Here is a 20,981-nt window from a genome sequence, read left to right as displayed (position 1 = left end):
TGACATGGTAGTGCAATCGGTCAAGTCATCGAGCGTAGTCTGGATGCCGATCTGGCGTTGGCCTTGAGCCTCAATGGCCGTGAGCTGTTTCGCGATGAGCAGCCGCTGAAAATTCTGCTGATGTCGGCCACCCTCGAAGGCGAGCGGTTGGCCAGCCTGCTAGACGATGCCCCGGTGTTGCGCAGCGAAGGGCGCATGTACCCGGTGGCGATGCGCTGGGGACGGCCTTTTGTGCCGGGCGAGTTTATCGAGCCGCGAGTGGTGCAGACCGTGCTGGACGCTATCCATGACGAGACCGGCAGCGTGCTGGTGTTTTTGCCCGGCCAGGCCGAGATCCGTCGCGTCACTCAACAATTGGCCGATGCGTTGGGCCAACGCAGCGACATCGCGTTGTGCCCTTTGCATGGCGAACTGGATCTGGCCGCGCAGCGCGCCGCCATCGAACCGGCGCCCAGCGGCACACGCAAAGTGGTGCTGGCCACCAACATCGCGGAAACCAGCCTGACCATCGACGGCGTGCGGGTGGTGATCGACGCCGGGCTGGCGCGGGTGCCGCGTTTTGATCCCGGCAGCGGCATGACCCGCCTCGACACGCAGCGCATCTCCCGCGCCAGCGCCACCCAGCGGGCCGGCCGGGCCGGGCGACTGGAGCCGGGGGTGTGTTATCGGCTGTGGTCCGAAGACCAACACGCACAGTTGGCGGCCTATGGCAGCGCTGAAATTCTTCAGGCCGACCTGGCCGGGTTGGCCCTGCAACTGGCGCGTTGGGGCGTCACCCCTGAGCAACTGATGTGGCTCGATGTTCCGCCTGCCGCGAGTTATGCACAGGCCCGGCAACTGCTGGAGCGCTTGGGCGCCCTGCATGGGCCAAAACTGACGGCCCACGGCGAAGCGATGGCCGAACTGCCGGCGCACCCGCGTATCGCGCATTTGTTGCTGCGCGGGCACGATCTGGGGTTGGCGTCGATGGCCTGTGACGTGGCCGCGTTATTGGGTGAACGCGATATTTTGCGCGGTGCCGGGGCCGATGTGCACAGCCGTCTAGCCTTGTTGTCCGGTGAAAACCGGGCGGCGCGGGGCGGGCAGGGCGGCGTGCAGCGCGCCAGGCAACTGGCCCGGCAATATCAGGGCTACTTGCGCGGCAAGCCTGCCCAGCCGGTGGCCGACCCCGATCATTCGCGTTGGCTGGGCGCCTTGCTGGCGCTGGCCTATCCCGATCGCATCGCGCAACAGCGCAAGCCCGGCGGCGCCGAATACCGGCTGGCCAATGGCCGGGCGGCGTTGTTCAGCGAAGTCGACGGCTTGATGAAACAGCCGTGGCTGGTGGTTGCCGATTTGGGCAGTCGTCAGGGCCAGCGTGAAGAGCGCATTTATCTGGCCGCCGAGTTTGATCCGGCGCTGTTGGACGGTGTGCTCAGTGAGCAAGTCAGCGTTGCGGATCAGTTGGACTGGGACGAGCGCGAAGGGGTATTGCGCGCCGAACGTCAGCGAAAAGTCGGCGAACTGGTATTAAGCCGTGAACCCCTGACTGGCCTCGATGAGGCGTCACGGACTCAGGCACTGGTCAATCTGGTGCGGCGCAAAGGCCTGGAATTACTCCCCTGGACGCCTGAACTGCGGCAGTGGCAAGCGCGGGTGGCGTTGCTGCGTCAGCTCGATGTGAGCAGCCAGGGCCAAAGCGAATGGCCGGACGTGAGCGATGCGGCGTTACTGGCCGGGCTTGAAGACTGGCTGGGGCCGTACCTGGGGCGGGTGTCGCGGCTGAGCCATTTTGCCAACCTCGACCTGTCGAGCATTGTGCATAACTTGCTCAAATGGCCGCTGCCCCAGCGTCTTGACGAACTGGCGCCGCAACACATCAAAGTGCCGTCGGGTTCGTCGGTGCGTCTGGACTACAGCGAGCACCCGCCGTTTCTTGCGGTGCGCCTGCAAGAACTCTTTGGCCTGGCAGACACCCCGCGCATCGCGGGCGGGCGGCAGGTGGTCAAACTGCACCTGCTGTCACCCGCCCGGCGCCCGGTGCAAGTCACCCAAGACTTGGCCAACTTCTGGCGCAGCACCTATGCCGAGGTGAAAAAAGACCTGAAAGGGCGTTACCCCAAACACTACTGGCCCGATGACCCGTTGGTGGCCGAAGCGACGGCCCGGGCCAAGCCGAGAAAGAGCTGAGGCCCTAAACCTTCACGCGGCGCCAAGGGCGGCGAGGTTGCAGTATTGGCCTTTGAAGTACAGCAGTGGCTGCGTCGCCGCCGCTTCTTGCAGGTTTAACGCTTTGACTTCGCCGATCACGATCAGGTGATCACCGGCAACGTGTTCGGCGTGTATTTCGCAATCAAGCCAATGCAGGCTGCCCGCGATAACCGGGTTGCCCAGCGGCGATGGCTGCCAGTCGACGCCGTGCCATTTGTCGGTGCCTTTGCGCGCGAACTGGTTGGAAATTGCAACCTGCTCGCCCGACAGGATATTGACCGCGAACCGACCCGCCTGACGAATTCTCGGGTAGCTGGCTGAACTGGCCATAACGCTGAAAGACACCAGCGGTGGGCTCATCGACACGCTATAGAACGACTGGCAGGTGAAGCCAATCGGCTCGTCATCCACGTGTGAGGTGATCACTGTGATGCCGGATGCGTAGTGCCCTAGGGCTTCGCGAAAGCTCAAGGGTTCGATCGCCGTACGAGGAAGTGCCATGGTGGGTCCTGAATAGGGATAAGCCTGAAGTCGCCCGCTTAAATGGGCTGACTTCAGGCGTTACTCGTGTTTAAAGCCCGCAGGCAGTGCTTACTTCGACAGTTCTCTGCGGATGATCTCGGCGCCAGCCGTCAACGCTTGCAACTTGCCGCGTGCAACGTGACGTGGCAGCGGGGCCATGCCGCAGTTGGTGCACGGGTACAGTTTGTCGGCGTCTACAAACTGCAGCGCCTTGCGCAGGGTATTGGCCACTTCCTCGGGTGTTTCGATGGTGTGCGAGGCCACATCAATGGCGCCGACCATCACTTTTTTGCCGCGAATCAGTTCCAGCAGGTCCATGGGGACGTGGGAGTTGTGGCATTCCAGCGAAATGATGTCGATGCTCGATTGTTGCAGCTTGGGGAACGCCTCTTCATATTGGCGCCACTCTGAACCCAAGGTTTTTTTCCAGTCGGTGTTGGCCTTGATGCCATAGCCGTAGCAGATATGCACAGCCGTTTCGCACTTGAGGCCTTCAATGGCTCGTTCCAGGGTCGCCACGCCCCAGTCATTCACTTCGTCAAAGAACACGTTAAAAGCGGGTTCATCAAACTGAATAATATCGACGCCCGCCGCTTCCAGTTCCAGGGCTTCCTGGTTAAGGATTTTGGCGAATTCCCAGGCGAGTTTTTCGCGGCTTTTATAGTGGTTGTCGTACAGCGTATCGATCATGGTCATAGGACCTGGCAGCGCCCATTTAATGGGTTGCGTGGTCTGTTGACGCAAGAACTTGGCGTCTTCCACAAACACCGGCTTTTGCCGCGCAACAGCCCCTACTACGGTAGGGACGCTGGCGTCATAACGGTCACGAATCCTGACAGTTTCGCGCTTTTCAAAATCAACGCCGCTGAGGTGTTCAATAAACGTGGTGACAAAGTGTTGGCGTGTTTGTTCGCCATCACTGACGATATCAATACCGGCGTGCTGTTGTTCTTGCAGGGCCAGTAACAAGGCATCTTGTTTGCCTTCAATAAGTTCTTCACCTTGCAACTTCCAGGGCGACCACAGTGTTTCGGGTTGTGCTAGCCAGGACGGTTTCGGCAAACTGCCGGCCGTTGAAGTAGGGAGTAATTTTTTCATGGTGGATAACCTTGTCTTAATAAGTCGTTAAAGAGCGTAATGGGCGGACCACTGCTCAAGAATGGCGTGGTGCGGCTTGATAAAGTGCTCTTCAACAAAGGTGCCTTGTTCAATCGCCAACCGGCTGCGTTCTTCTCGGTCGTAAACAATTCGCGTCAGTGAGTAATCCTGATGTTTCAAACTCGGCTGATAGGCTTTGCCGGCGGCAGAGTTGGCGTTGTAAATCTCAGGGCGATAGATCTTCTGGAAGGAATCCATCGTGCTGATGGTGCTGATCAGTTCAAGGTTGGTGTAATCACCCAACAAGTCACCGGCAAAGTAAAAAGCCAGCGGTGCCACGCTGTTCGGCGGCATGAAATAGCGCACCTTCAAGCCCATTTTGCGGAAGTAATCATCGGTCAGGGAGTATTCATCCTGCTGGTATTCAACGCCCAGCACCGGGTGCTGGTTTTCCGTGCGCAGGTAGGTCCGGCTGCTCGACACGCTCAGGCAGATCACTGGCGGTTTGTTGAAGTGTTCTTTGTAGGTGTTTGAATTAACAAAGCACTTGAACAGTTGGCCGTGCAACTCACCAAAGTTGGCCGGTGTGCTGAACGTTGATTGGCCTTTATTGTGGTCCAGCAACAGCACGCTAAAGTCATAATCGCGTACATAAGAAGAAAAGTTATTGCCCACAATGCCTTCAATGCGCTCGTGGGTGTGCTGATCGATAATATGGGTTTTCAATATTTCAATCAGTGGCAGGGCGTTGTCACTGCGCTCAGCATCAAGGTTCATGGCGACCGAAATGATTTCAAGTTCCACCGCATAACGGTCGCCCTTTGGGTTGTCCCAATGCGCCAGCGTATTGAAGTGGTTGTTAATCATTTTCAAGGTGTTGCGCAAGTTCTCTTGGCGATGTTCGCCGCGCGCCAAGTTGGCAAAGTTAGTCGTAATGCGCGTCGTGTTTGAAGGCTGATAGTTTTCATCAAAGCGAATGCTCTTGATAGAAAATGTGAATTCTCTGCTCATTATGATCTGACGCCTTAATAGAAGAGATAAACCAGAACAGGGCTTTCTGGTTTATCTCTTGATAATCTTGATGATGTTTCTAATTAAGGGGCATTCTGGACGAGAAGTTCAGCGATAGATAATGAATTGATTTCAGCAAATCGTTAGTGATGCTCATGATGCGCTGCCGAGCCCGCGGCAGCAGGGTTTGCCGGCTTACAGCTGACCCATCAGCCAGTCCTTGAACACCGCGATGGGCCGGTGATTGGCCTTGTGCGGCGGGATGAGCAGGTAGTAGGCCGTACCGGTCGGTGAAATGGAGTCGAACGGGATGCGCAGGGTGTTGTTGGCCAGCTCGTCCTTGACCAGAAAACGCGGCAACAGCCCGACCCCGATGCCCGATGACACCGCCTGGATCAGGTGGGTGGTGAGTTCGAATTGCGGGCCCAGCCTCAACCGGCCAGGTTGGCAGTTCTGCATTTTGAACCACTCAAGCCAGAGGTGCGGGCGCGGGGCGACCTGCAGCAACTGGGCAGAGCGAAGGTCTTCAGCGCAGGTGTAGCGCTCAGCCTCGGCATTGCTGCTGCCCACCAGCGGGACCAGTTCCTCATCGAAAAGCTTGTGTGAGACCACATGGTGCCAGACCCCTTCACCGACACAAATGGCGGCATCCAGCCCGGTGGTGGTGAAGTCGACGGTGCTCGCACGCGAGTGGATATGCACAAGGATCTCGGGGTGTTTGGCATAAAAATCACTCATGCGCGGCAACAACCACTTGGTGCCGAACGTCGGCAATACGCCCAAATGCAAAGACCCGCCGCCACTTCGGTAGGCAAGGGCCTGCATGGTTGCATCACGAATTCGTGCCAGCGCTCCGGCAACTTCCACGGAATAAATGCGACCCACTTCCGTCAGCGTAATGTGCCTGCCAATTCTGTCGAAGAGCAAAACCCCCAGCAGTTCTTCCAATGACTGAACTTGTCGGCTAACTGCACTTTGAGACAGGCTTAGTTCTTCGGCCGCGCGCGTGAAGCTGCCATGTCGGGCAGACGCTTCGAACGCCAGCAAGGAAGAGATTGAGGGGTTAAGTGTCCGAGGATTCATGCTGACTCTGCGTGAATAAATCGATGGTCGGGGTGGGAAAGCAGCGCTTTAAATCAAAGGGCCAGCATACGACATTTGCTTGATCAGCACAGCGCGAACAGCCGCACGGTCAAATACTCGGCCCTTTAAATCATGGTTTTATGGTCTGAAACCGCAGTTTTAGAGGCTTTTAAGGGGCGCTCGTGCACCTGTAGGCAAAATTACCGCTCATCTCATTCATGTGTTTTCTGCATGTATAGAGGCATTTTTTCTCGGTTTGGATGTGGGCCTTGCTGTGGCAATCTTCGCGCCTTACTGCAATCGCGCATGGCGTCAAAGGCCTCGTCGGTTTGCTAGCTAACCGGCGCATGAACGATTCATTCAGATGAGGTGTTTTGCCAGATTAGTTAGACAGTGGTTTACCGCGATATCCATTAAGCCTAAAAAAATAAGAGTTCTTAACTATGAGCACTGCCATTGAAAAGCAGGTGACACGCAAGATCTTTCTGAGGCTCTTGCCGCTACTGATCTGCCTGTACATCATTTCCTATCTGGATCGGGTCAACGTGGGCTTTGCCGCCCTGACGATGAACGCTGACATTGGCCTGAGCGCTGCCGTTTATGGCTGGGGCGCGGGTTTGTTCTTCATCGGTTACTGCCTGTTCGAAGTACCCAGCAACCTGCTCATGGCGAAAGTCGGTGCGCGCCGCTGGATTGCCCGGATCCTCTTCACTTGGGGGCTGATCGCCACCTGCATGGCATTGGTTCAGGGCCCAAAAAGCTTCCTGATCATGCGCTTCCTGCTGGGTGTGGCTGAAGCGGGCTTCTTCCCTGCGGTCATTCTGTACCTCACCTACTGGTTCCCGGTGCGTTACCGCGCACGCATCATCTCGATTTTCATGCTCTCCATCCCGATCTCGTTGGCCATTGGTGCTCCGGTCTCGACGGCGCTGTTGCAACTGGATGGCGCGCTGGGCCTCAAAGGCTGGCAGTGGCTCTTCCTGATTGAAGGGATCCCGGGCGTGCTGCTGTTCGGCGTGGTCCTCAAATACCTGCCGGATTCGCCAAAGCAGGCGTCCTGGCTGAGCGATGAAGAGCGTCAGTGGTTGATGTCCGAACTGGATAAAGATGCCAAGGCGCACCCTGTCGCGCTGGACGAAAAGTCGTCTTTGTGGAAAGTGTTCTGCAACCCGTCGATCCTTGCCTTGTGCATGATTTACTTCTGTGCGACGGCGGCCAACATTGGCCTGTCGATGTTCTTGCCACAGATCATCAAGCAGCAAGGCTTCAGCGGTATGGACATCGGCTGGATCACCGCTATCCCTTACGTCGTCGGATGCATCGGCATGGTGACCATCGGCTTCCTGTCGGACCGTTTCCAGAAGCGCACCGCCTTCGTCATCATTTCCCTGTTGTTTATCGCGGGTGGCCTGGGCACGGCGGGTTGGCTGACCGGCAGTAACATGGCCATCATCGCGATGTGTGTCGCAACGGTTGGCATCATGGGCGCCAAAGGACCTTTCTGGCCGCTGCCGGCGCTGTACCTGAGTGGCAGCAGTGCCGCGGCAGGTATTGCCCTGATCAACTCGGTCGGCAACCTGGGTGGTTTCTTTGGCCCTGGCATCATTGGCGCGCTTAAGGAAATGACAGGCACTTACGAAAGCGGTCTGTACCTGTTGGCCGGGCTTGCACTGTTTGGCATCCTGATCACCGTGATCTTCATTTCGGACAGTGGCAAAGCGAAGAAAGACCAGCCAGTGAATGGCGCACTGGCAGCCCGCAACTGATCATTTGCGAGCAATAAAAAAGGGGGGTGACCGGTAACGGTCGCCCCCCTTTTTCGTTGTGCCTGCTCAGTCAGCCGGCAGCAAGAACCGCCCGACTACTGGCAGGTGATCTGACACGGCCTGGGTGTCTTCTTGGCGCACATAGCCTTCAACGCGTTGCAGTTTGGGGCTGTAGAACAGGTAGTCGAGGGTGCGGTCAGGCTCGCCGACGGCGGGGTTGTTGGGGAAGAAGGTCAGCCATTGCTCGCGGTCGATGCCGGTGGCTTCCGGATTGCTGGGGAGCATCGGGTACTTTTCCCACAATAGATGCAGCTCGCTGTCAGGCGAGTAGCCCAGACGCTGTTCAGCGGGCAGGCGCAGGAACTGGCCGATGGGCAGCAGGTTGAAGTTGCCGCCAATCACCCACGGCGTGCCCTGGCTTTCATATTTGTCGACCAGCGCTGCCGCCGCTTGCATTTGGCGCTTGAGGTTGCTGTTGTTGAGGGTGGCAGCATCGAGCTGGGTGTTGATGGCCACCAGTTGCCCACCGTCATTGAGCGGCAGGTAGCTGACCAGCATGGCGGGCTTGGGCTGGAATTGACGGCTGATCAGGTTGCTCTCGGCCACCGGCAATTGCAGACGCTCGGCGTGTTCGATCTGGTAACGGCTGAGGGTGACGATCTTGCGGCCGACGCTGCCGAAAATATGCCGGTCGGGAACAAAGTCGGCTTTCCAGGTAAAGGCCTGGGTGCTGCACGGGTAGAGGTCGACCAGACGTTCCTGCAACAGGGCGAGCTGGTTTTGATAGTCGCTGGCCTTGGCTTCTTCATCGAGGTCTTGCAGCAGGATCAGGTCGGGCTGCTCATCACGAATCACCCGCGCCACTTCATCCAGGCTGAAGGCCATGTCTTCACGGGTAGGGCGGTCATCCGGGCCGCTGCCGTCGATCAGGTTGTACCAGAACACATAGCGCTTGCCGGCCAGGTACTGGACGTTCCAGGTCATGATCTTGATCGCTTGCCCGGCCACCAGCGTGGGGGCGGCGACAGGGCAACTGACTGCCATCACCTCTTTAGCGTCCGGGCGCCACGTAACGCTGTAAATCAGGCCAGCCACAACCGCGGAGCTCAGCACTAAACCTAATACAGTGGGGCGCAGTATACGTGGCATGGGCTCTGCTTATGAGGGGCGAAGGAGGTGCCGAGCATACCTGACGGCAGCGCGGCCCCCCAAGGCTCTGGGTATAGGAAATTTTCTTGGTTATGCGTCGGACTTTTCGCTTATCAGCATAAAGAGCCGGAACAGAACCACCGAGAGGAACAACTGCAAAAAGCTGTTGAAGCTTTCCAGTGCCACCGTCACCACCGCGTTGGTGTCTTCAGGGACCAGCGAAAAGCTCAGTTGCTTGAGCAGAAGCAAAGGCCCCATGACTGCCAGAATGCAGACGAAGATCCGCCAGAAATGGCCGCGGCTCATGATCAGGCTCGACTTGATGGCCGTCAGCGGTGGCTGACCGCGCAGCACCAGGTTGTACTCGGAAAACGCCAGAACCACGGTGAGGTAGATGCCAGGAATAAAGAACATCGACAGCCCCAGCACAATCAACAGCGTGCTGATGGCGGCCAACAGGGTGAACTTGGGCCACAGGCTGAGCGCCCGGGCCAGCACGTCGCGGTTGCTCGGGCTTTCGCCGCGGCTGCGGGCATCGAGGAACACAATCAGCGCCCCGGTGTACAGCGGGTACACCAGCAGGCCGACGATGAGCGCGTAGCCCTGTGACGCATTCGGGCCTACCGCGTCGTCCACAACGTATTGCAGCACGGCTTCAAGAATCACCAAGGGCAAGCACAGGGTGATGACTTGGCCGAGGTTGCGCTGGATGAAGTACAGAGAGTCACGAAGAACGGTAAGCGGATTCATTGTCAGGTTTCAGCAGTCTGGAAACAGTCCGCCACTTTAACCGATGACACGCGACGGTTAGCAAATGTAAAGCTGGGTAAAGGTTCATTGAAACTTCTCGTAACGTCCCCATAACTTTTGAGTGCCTACTGTGGTGGGCGGTTAGCAGATTTTTCGACAATCGAACGAGGTCGTCATGAACAGCGAAGAGCAAACCCTGATTGACGGGCTATTTACCCGGTTGCAACAGGCTGAACGAGAGGCGGCCCCGCGAGACGCGCAAGCGCAGTCGCTGATCAACGATCACATTGCACGCCAGCCGTTGGCGACGTATTTCATGACCCAAGCAATTCTGGTGCAAGAGGCGGCGATCAAGCAGCTCGACCAACAGAACAAACAACTGCAAGCCGAGTTGCAGCAAGCCCGCGCTGCGGCGGCTGCACCTGCGCCGGCCGCTACGGGCGGCAGTTTTCTGTCCAGCCTGTTTGGTGGCGGCAGCCGTGAGCCAGCTCCGGCACCCGCACCGAGCCAGTCATTCAGTGCCCCGCCAAGCTCCGGCGGCTGGCGCGACGGCCCGTCTTCAGCACCGCCTGCATCAGCGCCGGCCTACGCGCCGCCACCGGCGGCTGCAGCGCCCGCAGCAGGTAGCGGGTTTCTCGGTGGCGCCTTGAAAACAGCAGCCGGTGTGGCCGGCGGCGTGATGCTCGCCCAGGGCATCAGCAGCTTGTTCAGCCATCATCAGCAGCCGCAAGTGATTGAAGAAATCATCGAAGAGCCGACATCGGCGGGCGGCAATGGCTGGGGCAACGACAACCAGCAGTTCGCCAACAACGACCGGTCCGGCTTTGATGGCGGCGGTTTCAACGACGATGACAGCTTCTATTCCGACGACGATTCCTTCGTCTGATCCCCCAACGCCCGGCGGCTGATGGCTCGCTGGGCGGTTTATCCGCGCAAACCCTCGGCAGGCTGGCATACTGCTGCCTTGTGTTTTACCTACCTGCCCGCTGCCTGGGCCTCAAGAGGTTTGCCGGTGAAAAAAATTGCGGTCTTCGCGGATGTGCAGAACCTCTATTACACGGTTCGCCAGGCCTATGGCTGCCATTTCAATTACGCGGCGTTGTGGGCCGATATCAGCCAGCACGGTGAAATTGTCGAGGCCTACGCCTACGCCATTGATCGGGGTGACAGCAAACAGCAGCAGTTCCAGCAAATTTTGCGCAACCTGGGCTTCACGGTAAAACTCAAACCTTATATTCAGCGCAGCGATGGCTCGGCCAAGGGCGACTGGGACGTGGGCATTACCATCGACATCATGGACTCGGCAGCCAATGTCGACGAAGTGGTGCTGGCCTCGGGTGACGGCGACTTTGACCTGTTGCTTGAGCGCATTGCCAACAAGCACGGGGTCCAGACCGTGGCCTATGGCGTGCCCGGCCTGACCGCCAACTCATTGATCCGCGCGGCCACTCGCTACGTGCCGATTGAAGGCAACTTGCTGCTTAAATAACGCTCATTTTTGACAGGATTGATCAGGTTTGGAACGCATTGCGGTCATCGACTTTGAAACCACCGGCCTTTCGCCGAGCAGCTCGTGCCGGGCCACTGAAATTGCCGTGGTGATACTTGAACAGGGGCGCATCGTCGAGCGTTACCAAAGCCTGATGAACACCGGCGTGCGGGTGCCGGGATTTATCGAGCAACTGACTGGCATCAGCAACGCCATGCTGCGAACCGCGCCGCCTGCCGAGCGGGTAATGAATGAGGTCAACGAGTTCGTGGGGATTACCCCGCTGGTGGCGCACAACGCAGCGTTTGACCAAAAGTTCTGGGACTTTGAAATGGGCCGCATCAAGCGCACCCGTTTGCAGAACTTTGCCTGCTCGCTGTTGCTGGCCCGGCGGCTGATGCCGGCCGCGCCCAACCACAAGCTGGGCACCCTGACCGCCTTTGCCGACTTGCCCCATACCGGGCAGGCTCACCGGGCCATGGCTGATGCTGAAATGGCCGCCAACCTGACGGCCTACCTGGCCGAGCAACTGCGCCAGCAGCACGGGCTGAAAGCGCTGGATCACGACCTGCTGTGCAAGTTGCAGAAAGTCCCGGCAGCGAAGATCAACGAACACCTGAAGCGTTATCGCGGTTTCTAAAACGTTTATTCCCGTGTAGGAGCGAGCTTGCCTCGCGATCTTTTGATCGTTTAAAAGATCGCGAGGCAAGCTCGCTCCTACACGATGAACTGCCCCCAAAGTGTACGGGTCACTTTTGGTGCGTTCTGTTACTTATTATTTCGCAGCCCTTTGTCTAGAATCCCTAGTCCCCTGCCTTTGCCTTCCGAGCTGCCCCCATGCCTGCCGCACGTCGTTTCCCGTTACAACTGATCGGTGCTTTTTTTGCGTTGTACGTCATTTGGGGTTCGACCTATCTGGTGATTCGCATCGGGATTGAGTCCTGGCCGCCGTTGATGATGGCCGGGGTGCGCTTTCTGGTGGCGGGCTTTTTGATGTATGGCTTTATGCGCTGGCGCGGGGCGCCTGCACCGACGTTTGTGCAGTGGCGCTCGGCAGCCATGATCGGTTTTCTGTTGCTGGCCTGCGGCAATGGTGGCGTGACCCTGGCCGAGCACTCGGGCGTGGCCTCTGGTGTCGCGGCCCTGGCTGTGGCGACGGTGCCACTGTTTACGTTGTTGTTCGGCTACTTTTGGGGCGCACGCAACACTCGCCTGGAATGGGCGGGTATCGCGCTGGGGCTGATCGGCATCGGCATGCTTAACCTCGGCTCCAACCTGCAAGCCAGCCCGCTGGGCGCGGCGATGATCCTCTTTGCCGCTGCCGCCTGGGCGTTCGGCTCGGTGTGGAGTCGTCATTTGCCGCTGCCCGCAGGCGCCATGGCCAGCGCCGCCGAAATGATCACCGCAGGTGCGGTGCTGCTGGCCGGCAGCCTGCTCAGCGGCGAACGCATGACCCATCTGCCAACTGCCGCAGGCTGGGGCGCGTTGCTGTATCTGGTGTTCTTCGGCTCGATCATCGCCTTCAGCGCCTACATGTACCTGCTGAAAAACGTGCGTCCGGCGGCGGCTACCAGCTATGCCTACGTCAACCCGGCCGTAGCGGTGATGCTGGGCATCGTGTTTGCGGGCGAGAGCATTGGCGTCGAAGAGTGCCTGGCGATGGCGGTGATCATCAGCGCCGTGGTGTTGATCGGGTTGCCGCAGTGGCGCAAGCAGAAAACCGTCTGAATTAGGGTAAACTGCGCGCCATTGCACTTTATGCACCCCTGCGCAGACCTTTTTCGACGGTATTCCCATGACATTCGCCACCCTTGGCCTGATCGAGCCCTTGCTGCGCGCCCTTGAGGCGCTCGGCTACAAGACCCCCACCCCGGTTCAGGCCCAAGCGATTCCCGCAGTGCTGGCAGGCCGTGACCTGATGGCCGCCGCCCAGACGGGCACCGGCAAAACAGGCGGCTTTGCCTTGCCATTGCTGCAATTGCTGACCATGGAAGGGCCAAAGGTCACCAGCAACTCGATCCGCGCGCTGGTGCTGGTACCGACCCGCGAACTGGCCGAACAGGTTCACGAGAACATTCGCCAGTACGCCGAGCACCTGCCGTTGAGCACCTATGCGGTGTACGGCGGAGTCAGCATCAACCCGCAAATGATGAAGCTGCGCAAAGGCGTTGACGTGCTGGTGGCGACCCCGGGCCGCTTGCTCGACCTGTATCGCCAGAACGCGATCAAGTTCAACCAGTTGCAAACCCTGATTCTGGACGAAGCCGACCGCATGCTCGACCTCGGTTTCTCCGAAGAACTGCGCGACATTTACCGTGCCTTGCCGAAAAAACGCCAGACCTTGCTGTTTTCGGCGACGTTCTCGGACGCGATCCGCCTGTTGGCCGAACAAATGCTCGACAACCCGCTGAGCATCGAAGTCAGCCCGCGCAACGTGGCGGCCAGCAGCGTCAAGCAGTGGGTGATCCCGGTTGATAAAAAGCGCAAGTCAGAGTTGTTTCTGCACTTGCTGCGTACCCAGCGCTGGAAGCAAGTGCTGGTGTTCGCCAAGACCCGTAACGGTGTCGATGAGCTGGTGGGCAAGCTGCAAGGCCTGGGGATCAACGCGGACGGCATCCATGGCGATAAGCCACAGGCTACCCGTCAACGTGCGCTGGATCGCTTCAAGGCCAGCGAAGTGCAGATTCTGGTCGCCACTGACGTCGCCGCGCGCGGCCTGGACATCGACGACCTGCCGCTGGTGGTCAACTTCGACTTGCCGATCGTGGCCGAAGACTACATTCACCGCATTGGTCGTACCGGCCGAGCGGGCCTGAAAGGCGAGGCGATCTCGCTGGTCTGTGCGGACGAAGTGAACATGTTGTCGGCAATCGAGATGTTGACCCGTCAGACATTGACCCGCCACGAAGAACCCGACTTCGAGCCAGAGCACCGCGTGCCGCAAACCGATGCGACGGGCCAGGTGGTCAAAAAGCCGAAGAAACCGAAAAAGCCTAAAACAGCAGGCGGTGGCGGCAAGCGCAACCTGGGCAAATGGGTGGACAGCGGCGACGTGGCCCCTGCCGAGCCTTCGGTCAAGCCTGTGCGCAAAGTCCCGGTGTTCAACACCGGCCCGCGCAAGCGCAAGCCATAACCCGCCCTTCAATATGTGGGAGCGGGCTTGCTCGCGATTCAGGCGCCTCGGTCAATCTGATTAGCGCGTCGATGCCATCGCGAGCAAGCCCGCTCCCACCCAGGTGATCAGCGTTGTGCTTGCAACCAGCTTAAAACCCCCAACCCTGCGGCGCGCCCGCTGGCAAAGCAGCCGGTGAGCAAGTAGCCGCCGGTGGGGGCTTCCCAGTCCAGCATCTCGCCTGCGCAGAACACACCCGGTACTGCGTTGAGCATCAGGTTGTGATCCAGTGCCTCAAAGCGCACGCCGCCGGCGCTGCTGATGGCCTCGTCCAGCGGGCGTGCCTTGATCAGTGTCAGGGGCAGGGCTTTAATCGCTTTGGCCAACTGCGCCGGGTGGTTGAAGTCATCGGCCGGGGCCAGCTCGCGCAACAGCGCCGCTTTCACCCCGTCCAGACCCAACTGACTGTGCAAATGCTTGCTCATCGAGCGTGAGCCTCGTGGCTTGGCCAAGGCCGCAGCGATTTTATCCACAGGCTTGTTGGGCAACAGATCGATCAGAATCGTTGCAGCGCCATGCTGGTTGATGGCCTCACGAATCGGCGCAGACCAGGCATAAATCAAACTGCCTTCAATACCGCTGGCGGTGATCACGCATTCGCCCAAGCGCGGTGCGCTGTGCTCCAGGGCAATGGCGATGTTCTTCAAGGGCGCCCCGGCGAACTTGCTGCGCAACACCTCGCTCCAGCCCGCCACATCAAACCCGCAATTGCTCGGCTGCAAGGCCGCCAGCTCGACGCCGCGCTCTGCCAGTAACGGCATCCATGCGCCATCAGAGCCCAGCCGTGCCCAACTGCCACCGCCCAAGGCGAGCACCACGGCATCCGGCTTGAGCAGTTTTTCGCCCTCAGGGCTGTCGATGCGCAACTGGCCATCTGCTTGCCAGCCCAACCAGCGGTGGCGGGTGTGGATAACTACGCCGGATTCGCGCAGGCGCTTGAGCCAGGCGCGCAGCAGCGGCGCGGCTTTCATGTCGGTGGGGAACACCCGGCCCGAACTGCCTACAAAGGTTTCGATGCCCAGGTCGTGGATCCACTGGCACAGGGCATCGGCATCAAACGCCCGCAGCAACGGCGCCATGTGCGGCGCCCGCTCGGCATAACGTGACAAAAACGCCGGGTAAGGTTCGGAGTGGGTGATGTTCATGCCGCCGACACCGGCGAGCAAAAACTTGCGGCCGACCGACGGCATGCCGTCAAACAGATCCACCTGCACGCCCGCCTGGCTCAACACTTCGGCAGCCATCAAACCGGCGGGGCCACCGCCTATAATGGCGACGTGCGGGGAAGGGGAGGACGTGTGTTCAGTCATGGCAAGGCTGCAAATCGGCGAAATAAGCCGGGCATTCTACCTGAGGAACACCCAATACCCTGTGTAGGAGCGAGCTTGCCTCGCGATCTTTTGATCTTTTTAAAGATCGCGAGGCAAGCTCGCTCCTACACAGGCAAGGGCTGTACGAAAAACGTACAGCTTTCTGCAGGCCATACGCACCGTGGCCTGCAAGGGCTTTCACTCAGGTTATCCACAGGCAGTTCCACAGGCATTGTGGGTAAAAGACTCACAGCTTAATGACCGCCTGATGACAACCAGACCTTCTGCGCGCTGTGGTGCAAGATCCCGTGGCGCCGCGCCAGCGCCTTGCGGTCTTTGCTGTAACCGCCGCCAATCACGCCCACCACCGGGATATCCCGGCCCAGGCAATGGCGCATCACGCTTTCATCCCGTGCCGCCACGCCTTCATCGGTCAGCTTCAAATAGCCCAGGGCATCGTCTTTATGCACATCCACGCCTGCGTCGTAGAGCACCAGGTCCGGTTGATAGAGCGGCAACAGGTAATTGAGCGCCTCGTCGACCACCTGCAAATACTCGGTGTCGCCCATGCCCATCGGTAGGCCTATGTCCCAGTCGCTTTGCGCCTTGCGAGCCGGAAAATTCTTTTCACAGTGCAGGGAAACGGTAATGGCCTCTGGCGTATGTTCAAGAATCCGCGCCGTACCATCGCCCTGATGCACGTCACAGTCGAAGATCAGCACGCGGTTCACCCGGCCGCTTTCCAGCAAGTAATGGCTGATCACCGCCAGGTCATTGAAGATGCAAAAGCCCGCCGGGTGATCGTAATGGGCGTGGTGAGTGCCTCCGGCCAAATGGCAGGCTAGCCCGTGCTCAAGGGCCTGTTCGGCGGCCAGCAGTGAGCCGCCCACGGCGCGAATGGTCCGCCGCGCCAGGGCTTCGCTCCAGGGCAAGCCCAGGCGGCGTTGATCTTCGCGGGCCAGTTCGCCGGCCATGTAGCGCTCGATATAGGCGCGGTCATGGGCCAGCGCGAGGATATCCACAGGGCACAGCTCGGGGCGCAGCAAATCGGCATCGCGGGTCAGCCCGGTGTCGATCAGGTGATCGTGCAGCAGGCGGAACTTGTCCATCGGGAAGCGATGCTCCGCAGGGAACTGGGGGCTGTAGTCTTCGTGGTAGATCAGCGGTACGGGCATAAGGATTTCACGTCGGAACGAGCGCTGGATATTAACAGCGCTGTACACTGCTGGGCATGTGCAAAGCCCGGTAACCACTGGAGAGGCCTGATGGAGCAGATCAAAGAGCTGGAAAGTCCGCGTTTGCGCCTGCGCCCCTGGCGTGACACTGACTTGCCAGAGTTCGCTGCCCTGTGCGCTGACCCGCAGGTGATGCGGTACTTCCCGGCGGCCCTGAGTCGCCTCGAAAGCGCAGCCCTGATTGGCCGTTTTCGCGGTCACTTTGCCGAATACGGCTACGGTATGTGGGCATTGGAGCGTAAAGACACCGGCGCCTTTATTGGCTGTACCGGGCTGTTAAATGTCAGTTTTGCCGCTGCATTCACCCCGGCCGTTGAAATAGGCTGGCGACTGGCGCCTGAACATTGGGGGTTGGGCTACGCCAGTGAGGCGGCCTGGGCGGTGTTGCGCTGCGCCTTTGATCGGCTGGCGCTGGATCAAGTGGTGTCGTTCACCAGCGAGCCCAACTTGCCATCGCAAAAGGTCATGCAGGCCATCGGCATGCAGCGTGACCTGGATGGCGACTTTGAACATCCCAAGCTGGTTGAAGGTCATCCACTAAGGCCGCATGTGCTGTATCGCATTTCACGGGCACAGTGGCTGGAAACGTTGCACGGTTAAACGGGCTGAGGCCTGAGCCGAAATTTTTTGTTGGCCGACGTAGCGAAGATTACGACGGTATTGCTCTGTGTGAGGAGAGTCTGAATGAGCCAAGTATTGGATGATCTGGTCAACTTGTTGACCCTGGAACCGATTGAAGAGAACCTCTTTCGCGGTAGCAGCCAGGACTTGGGCTTTCGCCAGCTGTTCGGCGGTCAGGTGCTGGGACAATCGTTGTCGGCCATGAGCCAGACTGTAGAAGACGCTCGGCACGTGCACTCATTGCACGGTTATTTTTTGCGCCCCGGCGATGCCAGCTTGCCGGTGGTGTACCAGGTTGACCGGGTGCGTGATGGTGGCAGTTTCAGCACCCGCCGGGTGACTGCCATCCAGAAGGGCCAACCGATTTTCACCAGCAGCGCGTCGTTTCAATACGATGAGAACGGCTTTGAACATCAAAACCCGATGCCCGACGTGGTGGGGCCTGAAAACCTGCCATCCGAGCTTGAGATGATTCGCCAGCGCGCGGACCTGATCCCTGAATCAATGCGTGAAAAACTGCTGTGTGCCAAGCCCATCGAGTTCCGCCCGGTGGTCGGTGAAGACCCGTTCAACCCCCAGGTCAGCGACCCGATCAAATACGTGTGGTTTCGCGCCGACGGCACCTTGCCCGACAACCTGGCTCTGCATAAATACCTGCTGGCCTACGCCTCGGACTTCGGCTTGCTGACCACCTCGCTGCTGCCCCATGGCAAAGGCGTGTGGCAACGCGACATGCAAGTGGCCAGCCTCGACCACGCGCTGTGGTTCCACGGCGAGCTGCGCATGGATGACTGGTTGCTCTACGCCATGGACAGCCCGTGGGCCGGTAACTCGCGCGGGTTCTCGAGCGGCAGTGTCTACAACCGCGCGGGTAAACTGGTCGCCTCGGTGACGCAGGAAGGCCTGATCCGCCACCGCAAGGACTGGGCATGACACTCAAGGACATCAAGCATTGGGTGTTCGACATGGACGGCACCCTGACCCTCGCCGTGCATGACTTTGCGGCGATTCGTCAGGCATTGGGCATCCCGTCCGAAGACGACATCCTGACCCACCTCAACGGCTTGCCCGCTGACGAAGCGGCCGCCAAGCATGCCTGGTTGCTGGAGCATGAGCGCGAACTGGCATTGGCTTCCACGCCAGCGCCGGGCGCAATCGAGCTGGTGCGCGACCTGGCTGCCCGTGGTTACCGCCTGGGCGTGTTGACGCGTAACGCTCAAGAGCTGGCGCACATCACCCTCAAGGCGATTGGTCTGGATCAGTGCTTTGCGCCGCAGGACGTATTGGGGCGCGAGAACGCCGCGCACAAACCCGACCCCGATGGCCTACTGCAGTTGGCGCAAGCCTGGGCTGTTGCGCCGTCGGACATGGTGATGGTGGGCGACTACCGTTTTGACCTGGCATGCGGCCGTGCGGCCGGGAGCAAAACGGTATTGGTCAACGTCCCGGACAATCCGTGGCCCGAACTGACCGACTGGCACGCCAAAGACTGCGCCGAACTCCACCAACTGCTGAATTGACTCCCCACCTCTGTAGGAGCGAGCTTGCCTCGCGATCTTTTAATCGATCAAAAGATCGCGAGGCAAGCTCGCTCCTACAAAGAGCAGGGCGAACTTACCTTGCGAACAGCGCCTTTTGCCCTTCTGGCGAGGTGAACATTTCATCGCCGTTGTGGCCAACCCCCGGCACTTCAACCAAGCGTTGGTTGAGCCCCTGCGGATGGCGCTGGGTCAGGTAGTCAAAGTAGTTGTGCCCACGTATCAAGCGATACGCGCCCTGGGCTTCGGCTTCGCAGCTTTTATCCAGCGCCGGATGGTTGGGGTCGGTGTCTTTGGCCCCGAGCAAATAGGTAATGTCGCGGCTCACATAGTTTTGCTCAAGCGTGTGGTGCTTTTGCCCGGCCACATAGGCGGGCAAGTCTTTCAGCCCGTATTTCCAGGTATTGAAACCGGGGCAGGTGGCCGGATCAAAGTTGGACACCGGGCGCTGTTTGTCGAAATAGGCGTAGGACGACGGGTTGGCAATCACGTAACGCACCTTGATGCCTTCGGCCTCCAGGGCTTTGTCCGCCTGGGTGGTCAGGGCATAGCGCTGCGCCACTTGTGCTCCGCCCGAATGCCCGGCAATGACCACTTCGCGCAAATGGGGGAACAACTTGCGGTCGCCCAGGCGTTGCAGGATCTGGTCTATGGCCGCGTACGAACTCAAGGGTGTTGGGCTGATCGCGGGCTCACCGGCCATCCAGTCATTGGCGTGCCAGCGCAGTACATCGTTGGGCAACGTGTGGCGGGTGCCATCACTTTCATTGAGAAACTGCGGCGCAATCACTAGGGTTGTGGATAACTGCCCGGCTTGCGTCGCGGCTTTTTCGCCACTCTCCAGATAGGTTTGCGCATTGCGCAAGCGACCATGGATCACAATCAGCGCCCGCTGCACAGCGGGCAACGGTTGATTCCAGTTTTGACTGAGCCCGATATTCAGCTCGCTCGTGCCGATCTTCATCTGATCGGGGCTTAACACTTTGACCCCGTGTTCTGCGGCTATTGCCGAAGAACACGCGAGCACCAGACCGACGACTGCCATCAACCGTTTTGCCATTTAAAGCCTCGCTGCCGAAAAGGTGTCGCACTGATTAATATCACCGTTGGCAAAACCGGTCTTGAACCACCTCACGCGTTGCGCAGAAGTGCCATGGGTGAATGAGTCGGGCATTACGCGCCCTTGTGACTGCTGTTGTAAACGGTCATCACCAATGGCGGTGGCAGCATTGAGAGCGGACTCGATGTCGCCGGGTTCCAGCCAGTCGTGACGTTTTTGCGCAAGGTTGGCCCACACCCCGGCCAGGCAGTCAGCTTGCAGTTCCTGACGTACCAGTAAACCGCCGTCACCCTCCATGCGTTTGCCTTGCTGGCGGGCCATCTGCATTTTTGACGAAACCCCCAACAGCGTTTGCACGTGATGCCCCACTTCATGGGCGATCACATACGCCTGGGCAAAATCCCCGGCGGCCTTGAAGCGTTGGGCCATCTCCTGGAAGAAACTCATGTCCAGATAAACCTTCTGGTCAGCCGGGCAATAAAAAGGCCCGCTGGCCGCCGTGGCAAAGCCGCAGGCCGAACTGACCTGGCCGCGAAAGAGCACCAGCGTCGGGTCTTTGTAAGTGCGACCTGACTGCTGAAACACCTGGCGCCAGGTGTCTTCGGTGTCGCCCAGAATCGCCCGCACAAAGTCTGCTTGCTGATCATTGGCAGGCGGCGCATGGCCTGCTTGCTGCGTCACCTGAGGTGACGACTGCTCCGTCAGTTGGCCGCTGAGCTGGCCGAGGATCTGCAAAGGGTCCTGACCGGTGAGCAGGCCAATCCCGACAATCACCACCACCGCCATCAGGCTCAAGCCTTTACCGCCGCCGATGCGCATTCCTCCACCGCCACCGGTACGTTGATCGCGCACGTCTTCAACGTTGTCGCTACGGCGGCCTTTTTTCCATTGCATGGAGGAATCCTCTGATAAATCTGTTTATTGAGTGTTGCTGCTCGGCAGGCACAGCGCCAGCCCGGCTGTCAGACGTTTGTTGAGCGGTGGATA

Annotated in this window: 19 protein-coding genes and 1 pseudogene; 10 read left to right on the top strand and 10 right to left on the bottom strand. The window is 59.2% G+C overall.

Going from position 1 to position 20,981, the window contains the following annotated elements; genetic code table 11:
• Positions 1-30: 30 nt before the first annotated feature.
• Positions 31-2,169, top strand: a pseudogene (gene hrpB / locus TU84_RS04575) (ATP-dependent helicase HrpB); the annotation flags it as partial.
• Between the two features lie 12 nt (positions 2,170-2,181).
• Here the strand turns inward: hrpB and TU84_RS04570 are convergent.
• From TU84_RS04570 to TU84_RS04555, 4 genes are all read right to left on the bottom strand, one after another.
• The gene (locus tag TU84_RS04570; RefSeq protein WP_048367512.1) at positions 2,182-2,691 is read right to left on the bottom strand and encodes a flavin reductase family protein; all 510 of its coding nucleotides are present in this window, start codon (positions 2,689-2,691) and stop codon (positions 2,182-2,184) included.
• Positions 2,692-2,781: 90 nt separating this feature from the next.
• Positions 2,782-3,810: a methionine synthase gene (locus TU84_RS04565; protein WP_048367510.1), complete on the bottom strand. Its 1,029-nt coding sequence runs from the start codon at positions 3,808-3,810 to the stop codon at positions 2,782-2,784.
• Positions 3,811-3,837: 27 nt separating this feature from the next.
• Positions 3,838-4,821 (bottom strand): DUF1852 domain-containing protein, encoded by a 984-nt coding sequence (locus tag TU84_RS04560; RefSeq protein WP_048367508.1) that lies wholly within the window; start codon positions 4,819-4,821, stop codon positions 3,838-3,840.
• Positions 4,822-5,016: 195 nt separating this feature from the next.
• Complete coding sequence (locus tag TU84_RS04555) at positions 5,017-5,904, bottom strand: LysR substrate-binding domain-containing protein (protein ID WP_048367506.1); 888 nt, start codon at positions 5,902-5,904, stop codon at positions 5,017-5,019.
• A 443-nt stretch (positions 5,905-6,347) separates the two neighbouring features.
• On the opposite strand from TU84_RS04555, the gene TU84_RS04550 reads away from it, so the two are divergent.
• Positions 6,348-7,670 carry an MFS transporter gene (locus TU84_RS04550; RefSeq protein ID WP_048367504.1) on the top strand — a complete coding sequence of 441 codons (1,323 nt, stop codon included), beginning with the start codon at positions 6,348-6,350 and terminating at the stop codon, positions 7,668-7,670.
• A gap of 66 nt (positions 7,671-7,736) precedes the next feature.
• Here the strand turns inward: TU84_RS04550 and TU84_RS04545 are convergent, their stop codons facing one another.
• Both TU84_RS04545 and TU84_RS04540 read right to left on the bottom strand, forming a co-directional pair.
• On the bottom strand, positions 7,737-8,819 hold the full coding sequence (locus tag TU84_RS04545; RefSeq protein ID WP_048367503.1) for an endonuclease/exonuclease/phosphatase family protein: 1,083 nt from the start codon (positions 8,817-8,819) through the stop codon (positions 7,737-7,739).
• 90 nt (positions 8,820-8,909) lie between these two features.
• Positions 8,910-9,569, bottom strand: a complete 660-nt coding sequence (locus TU84_RS04540; protein ID WP_048367501.1) for a YciC family protein — start codon at positions 9,567-9,569, stop codon at positions 8,910-8,912.
• Positions 9,570-9,744: 175 nt separating this feature from the next.
• Here TU84_RS04540 and TU84_RS04535 point away from each other — a divergent pair, with 175 nt between their 5' ends.
• The 5 genes from TU84_RS04535 (at position 9,745) to TU84_RS04515 (ending at position 14,191) form a co-directional block, all read left to right on the top strand.
• Complete coding sequence (locus tag TU84_RS04535) at positions 9,745-10,455, top strand: DUF2076 domain-containing protein (RefSeq protein WP_048367500.1); 711 nt, start codon at positions 9,745-9,747, stop codon at positions 10,453-10,455.
• 126 nt (positions 10,456-10,581) lie between these two features.
• On the top strand, positions 10,582-11,058 hold the full coding sequence (locus TU84_RS04530; protein WP_048367811.1) for an NYN domain-containing protein: 477 nt from the start codon (positions 10,582-10,584) through the stop codon (positions 11,056-11,058).
• Between the two features lie 28 nt (positions 11,059-11,086).
• A complete protein-coding gene (locus TU84_RS04525) occupies positions 11,087-11,698 on the top strand; it encodes a 3'-5' exonuclease (protein WP_048367498.1) in 612 nt (203 codons plus the stop codon).
• Positions 11,699-11,895: 197 nt separating this feature from the next.
• The gene (gene yedA / locus TU84_RS04520; RefSeq protein WP_048367496.1) at positions 11,896-12,786 is read left to right on the top strand and encodes a drug/metabolite exporter YedA; all 891 of its coding nucleotides are present in this window, start codon (positions 11,896-11,898) and stop codon (positions 12,784-12,786) included.
• 67 nt (positions 12,787-12,853) lie between these two features.
• The gene (locus TU84_RS04515) at positions 12,854-14,191 is read left to right on the top strand and encodes a DEAD/DEAH box helicase (RefSeq protein WP_048367494.1); all 1,338 of its coding nucleotides are present in this window, start codon (positions 12,854-12,856) and stop codon (positions 14,189-14,191) included.
• A gap of 107 nt (positions 14,192-14,298) precedes the next feature.
• On the opposite strand, the gene TU84_RS04510 is transcribed toward TU84_RS04515, so the two are convergent.
• Complete coding sequence (locus tag TU84_RS04510; protein ID WP_048367492.1) at positions 14,299-15,540, bottom strand: TIGR03862 family flavoprotein; 1,242 nt, start codon at positions 15,538-15,540, stop codon at positions 14,299-14,301.
• A 254-nt stretch (positions 15,541-15,794) separates the two neighbouring features.
• Positions 15,795-16,715, bottom strand: a complete 921-nt coding sequence (locus TU84_RS04505) for a histone deacetylase family protein (RefSeq protein WP_048367490.1) — start codon at positions 16,713-16,715, stop codon at positions 15,795-15,797.
• Between the two features lie 90 nt (positions 16,716-16,805).
• On the opposite strand from TU84_RS04505, the gene TU84_RS04500 reads away from it, so the two are divergent.
• The 3 genes from TU84_RS04500 (at position 16,806) to TU84_RS04490 (ending at position 18,916) form a co-directional block, all read left to right on the top strand.
• Positions 16,806-17,375, top strand: a complete 570-nt coding sequence (locus tag TU84_RS04500; RefSeq protein ID WP_048367488.1) for a GNAT family N-acetyltransferase — start codon at positions 16,806-16,808, stop codon at positions 17,373-17,375.
• Positions 17,376-17,459: 84 nt separating this feature from the next.
• Entirely contained in the window at positions 17,460-18,329 is an 870-nt protein-coding gene (gene tesB / locus TU84_RS04495) for an acyl-CoA thioesterase II (RefSeq protein ID WP_048367487.1), read from the top strand.
• The gene (locus tag TU84_RS04490) at positions 18,326-18,916 is read left to right on the top strand and encodes an HAD family hydrolase (protein ID WP_048367485.1); all 591 of its coding nucleotides are present in this window, start codon (positions 18,326-18,328) and stop codon (positions 18,914-18,916) included. Before tesB ends, TU84_RS04490 begins: the two co-directional genes overlap by 4 nt.
• 94 nt (positions 18,917-19,010) lie before the next feature.
• Here TU84_RS04490 and TU84_RS04485 read toward each other — a convergent pair whose 3' ends face one another.
• The gene (locus tag TU84_RS04485; protein ID WP_048367483.1) at positions 19,011-19,994 is read right to left on the bottom strand and encodes an alpha/beta fold hydrolase; all 984 of its coding nucleotides are present in this window, start codon (positions 19,992-19,994) and stop codon (positions 19,011-19,013) included.
• A complete protein-coding gene (gene ypfJ / locus TU84_RS04480) occupies positions 19,995-20,888 on the bottom strand; it encodes a KPN_02809 family neutral zinc metallopeptidase (RefSeq protein WP_048367481.1) in 894 nt (297 codons plus the stop codon).
• Between the last annotated feature and the right edge of the window lie 93 nt (positions 20,889-20,981).

This window comes from Pseudomonas helleri (assembly GCF_001043025.1).
In the GTDB taxonomy this organism is placed as follows: Bacteria; Pseudomonadota; Gammaproteobacteria; order Pseudomonadales; family Pseudomonadaceae; genus Aquipseudomonas; species Aquipseudomonas helleri.
This window is presented reverse-complemented; position numbering and strand designations above follow the sequence as displayed.

Excerpts from the sequence above, each read along its gene's own strand:
- TU84_RS04570 (WP_048367512.1), bottom strand. The coding sequence starts at position 2,691 with ATGGCACTTCCTCGTACGGCGATCGAACCCTTGAGCTTTCGCGAAGCC.
- TU84_RS04565 (WP_048367510.1), bottom strand. The coding sequence starts at position 3,810 with ATGAAAAAATTACTCCCTACTTCAACGGCCGGCAGTTTGCCGAAACCG.
- TU84_RS04560 (WP_048367508.1), bottom strand. The coding sequence starts at position 4,821 with ATGAGCAGAGAATTCACATTTTCTATCAAGAGCATTCGCTTTGATGAA.
- TU84_RS04555 (WP_048367506.1), bottom strand. The coding sequence starts at position 5,904 with ATGAATCCTCGGACACTTAACCCCTCAATCTCTTCCTTGCTGGCGTTC.
- TU84_RS04550 (WP_048367504.1), top strand. The coding sequence starts at position 6,348 with ATGAGCACTGCCATTGAAAAGCAGGTGACACGCAAGATCTTTCTGAGG.
- TU84_RS04545 (WP_048367503.1), bottom strand. The coding sequence starts at position 8,819 with ATGCCACGTATACTGCGCCCCACTGTATTAGGTTTAGTGCTGAGCTCC.
- TU84_RS04540 (WP_048367501.1), bottom strand. The coding sequence starts at position 9,569 with ATGAATCCGCTTACCGTTCTTCGTGACTCTCTGTACTTCATCCAGCGC.
- TU84_RS04535 (WP_048367500.1), top strand. The coding sequence starts at position 9,745 with ATGAACAGCGAAGAGCAAACCCTGATTGACGGGCTATTTACCCGGTTG.
- yedA (WP_048367496.1), top strand. The coding sequence starts at position 11,896 with ATGCCTGCCGCACGTCGTTTCCCGTTACAACTGATCGGTGCTTTTTTT.
- TU84_RS04515 (WP_048367494.1), top strand. The coding sequence starts at position 12,854 with ATGACATTCGCCACCCTTGGCCTGATCGAGCCCTTGCTGCGCGCCCTT.
- TU84_RS04510 (WP_048367492.1), bottom strand. The coding sequence starts at position 15,540 with ATGACTGAACACACGTCCTCCCCTTCCCCGCACGTCGCCATTATAGGC.
- TU84_RS04505 (WP_048367490.1), bottom strand. The coding sequence starts at position 16,715 with ATGCCCGTACCGCTGATCTACCACGAAGACTACAGCCCCCAGTTCCCT.
- TU84_RS04500 (WP_048367488.1), top strand. The coding sequence starts at position 16,806 with ATGGAGCAGATCAAAGAGCTGGAAAGTCCGCGTTTGCGCCTGCGCCCC.
- tesB (WP_048367487.1), top strand. The coding sequence starts at position 17,460 with ATGAGCCAAGTATTGGATGATCTGGTCAACTTGTTGACCCTGGAACCG.
- TU84_RS04490 (WP_048367485.1), top strand. The coding sequence starts at position 18,326 with ATGACACTCAAGGACATCAAGCATTGGGTGTTCGACATGGACGGCACC.
- TU84_RS04485 (WP_048367483.1), bottom strand. The coding sequence starts at position 19,994 with ATGGCAAAACGGTTGATGGCAGTCGTCGGTCTGGTGCTCGCGTGTTCT.
- ypfJ (WP_048367481.1), bottom strand. The coding sequence starts at position 20,888 with ATGCAATGGAAAAAAGGCCGCCGTAGCGACAACGTTGAAGACGTGCGC.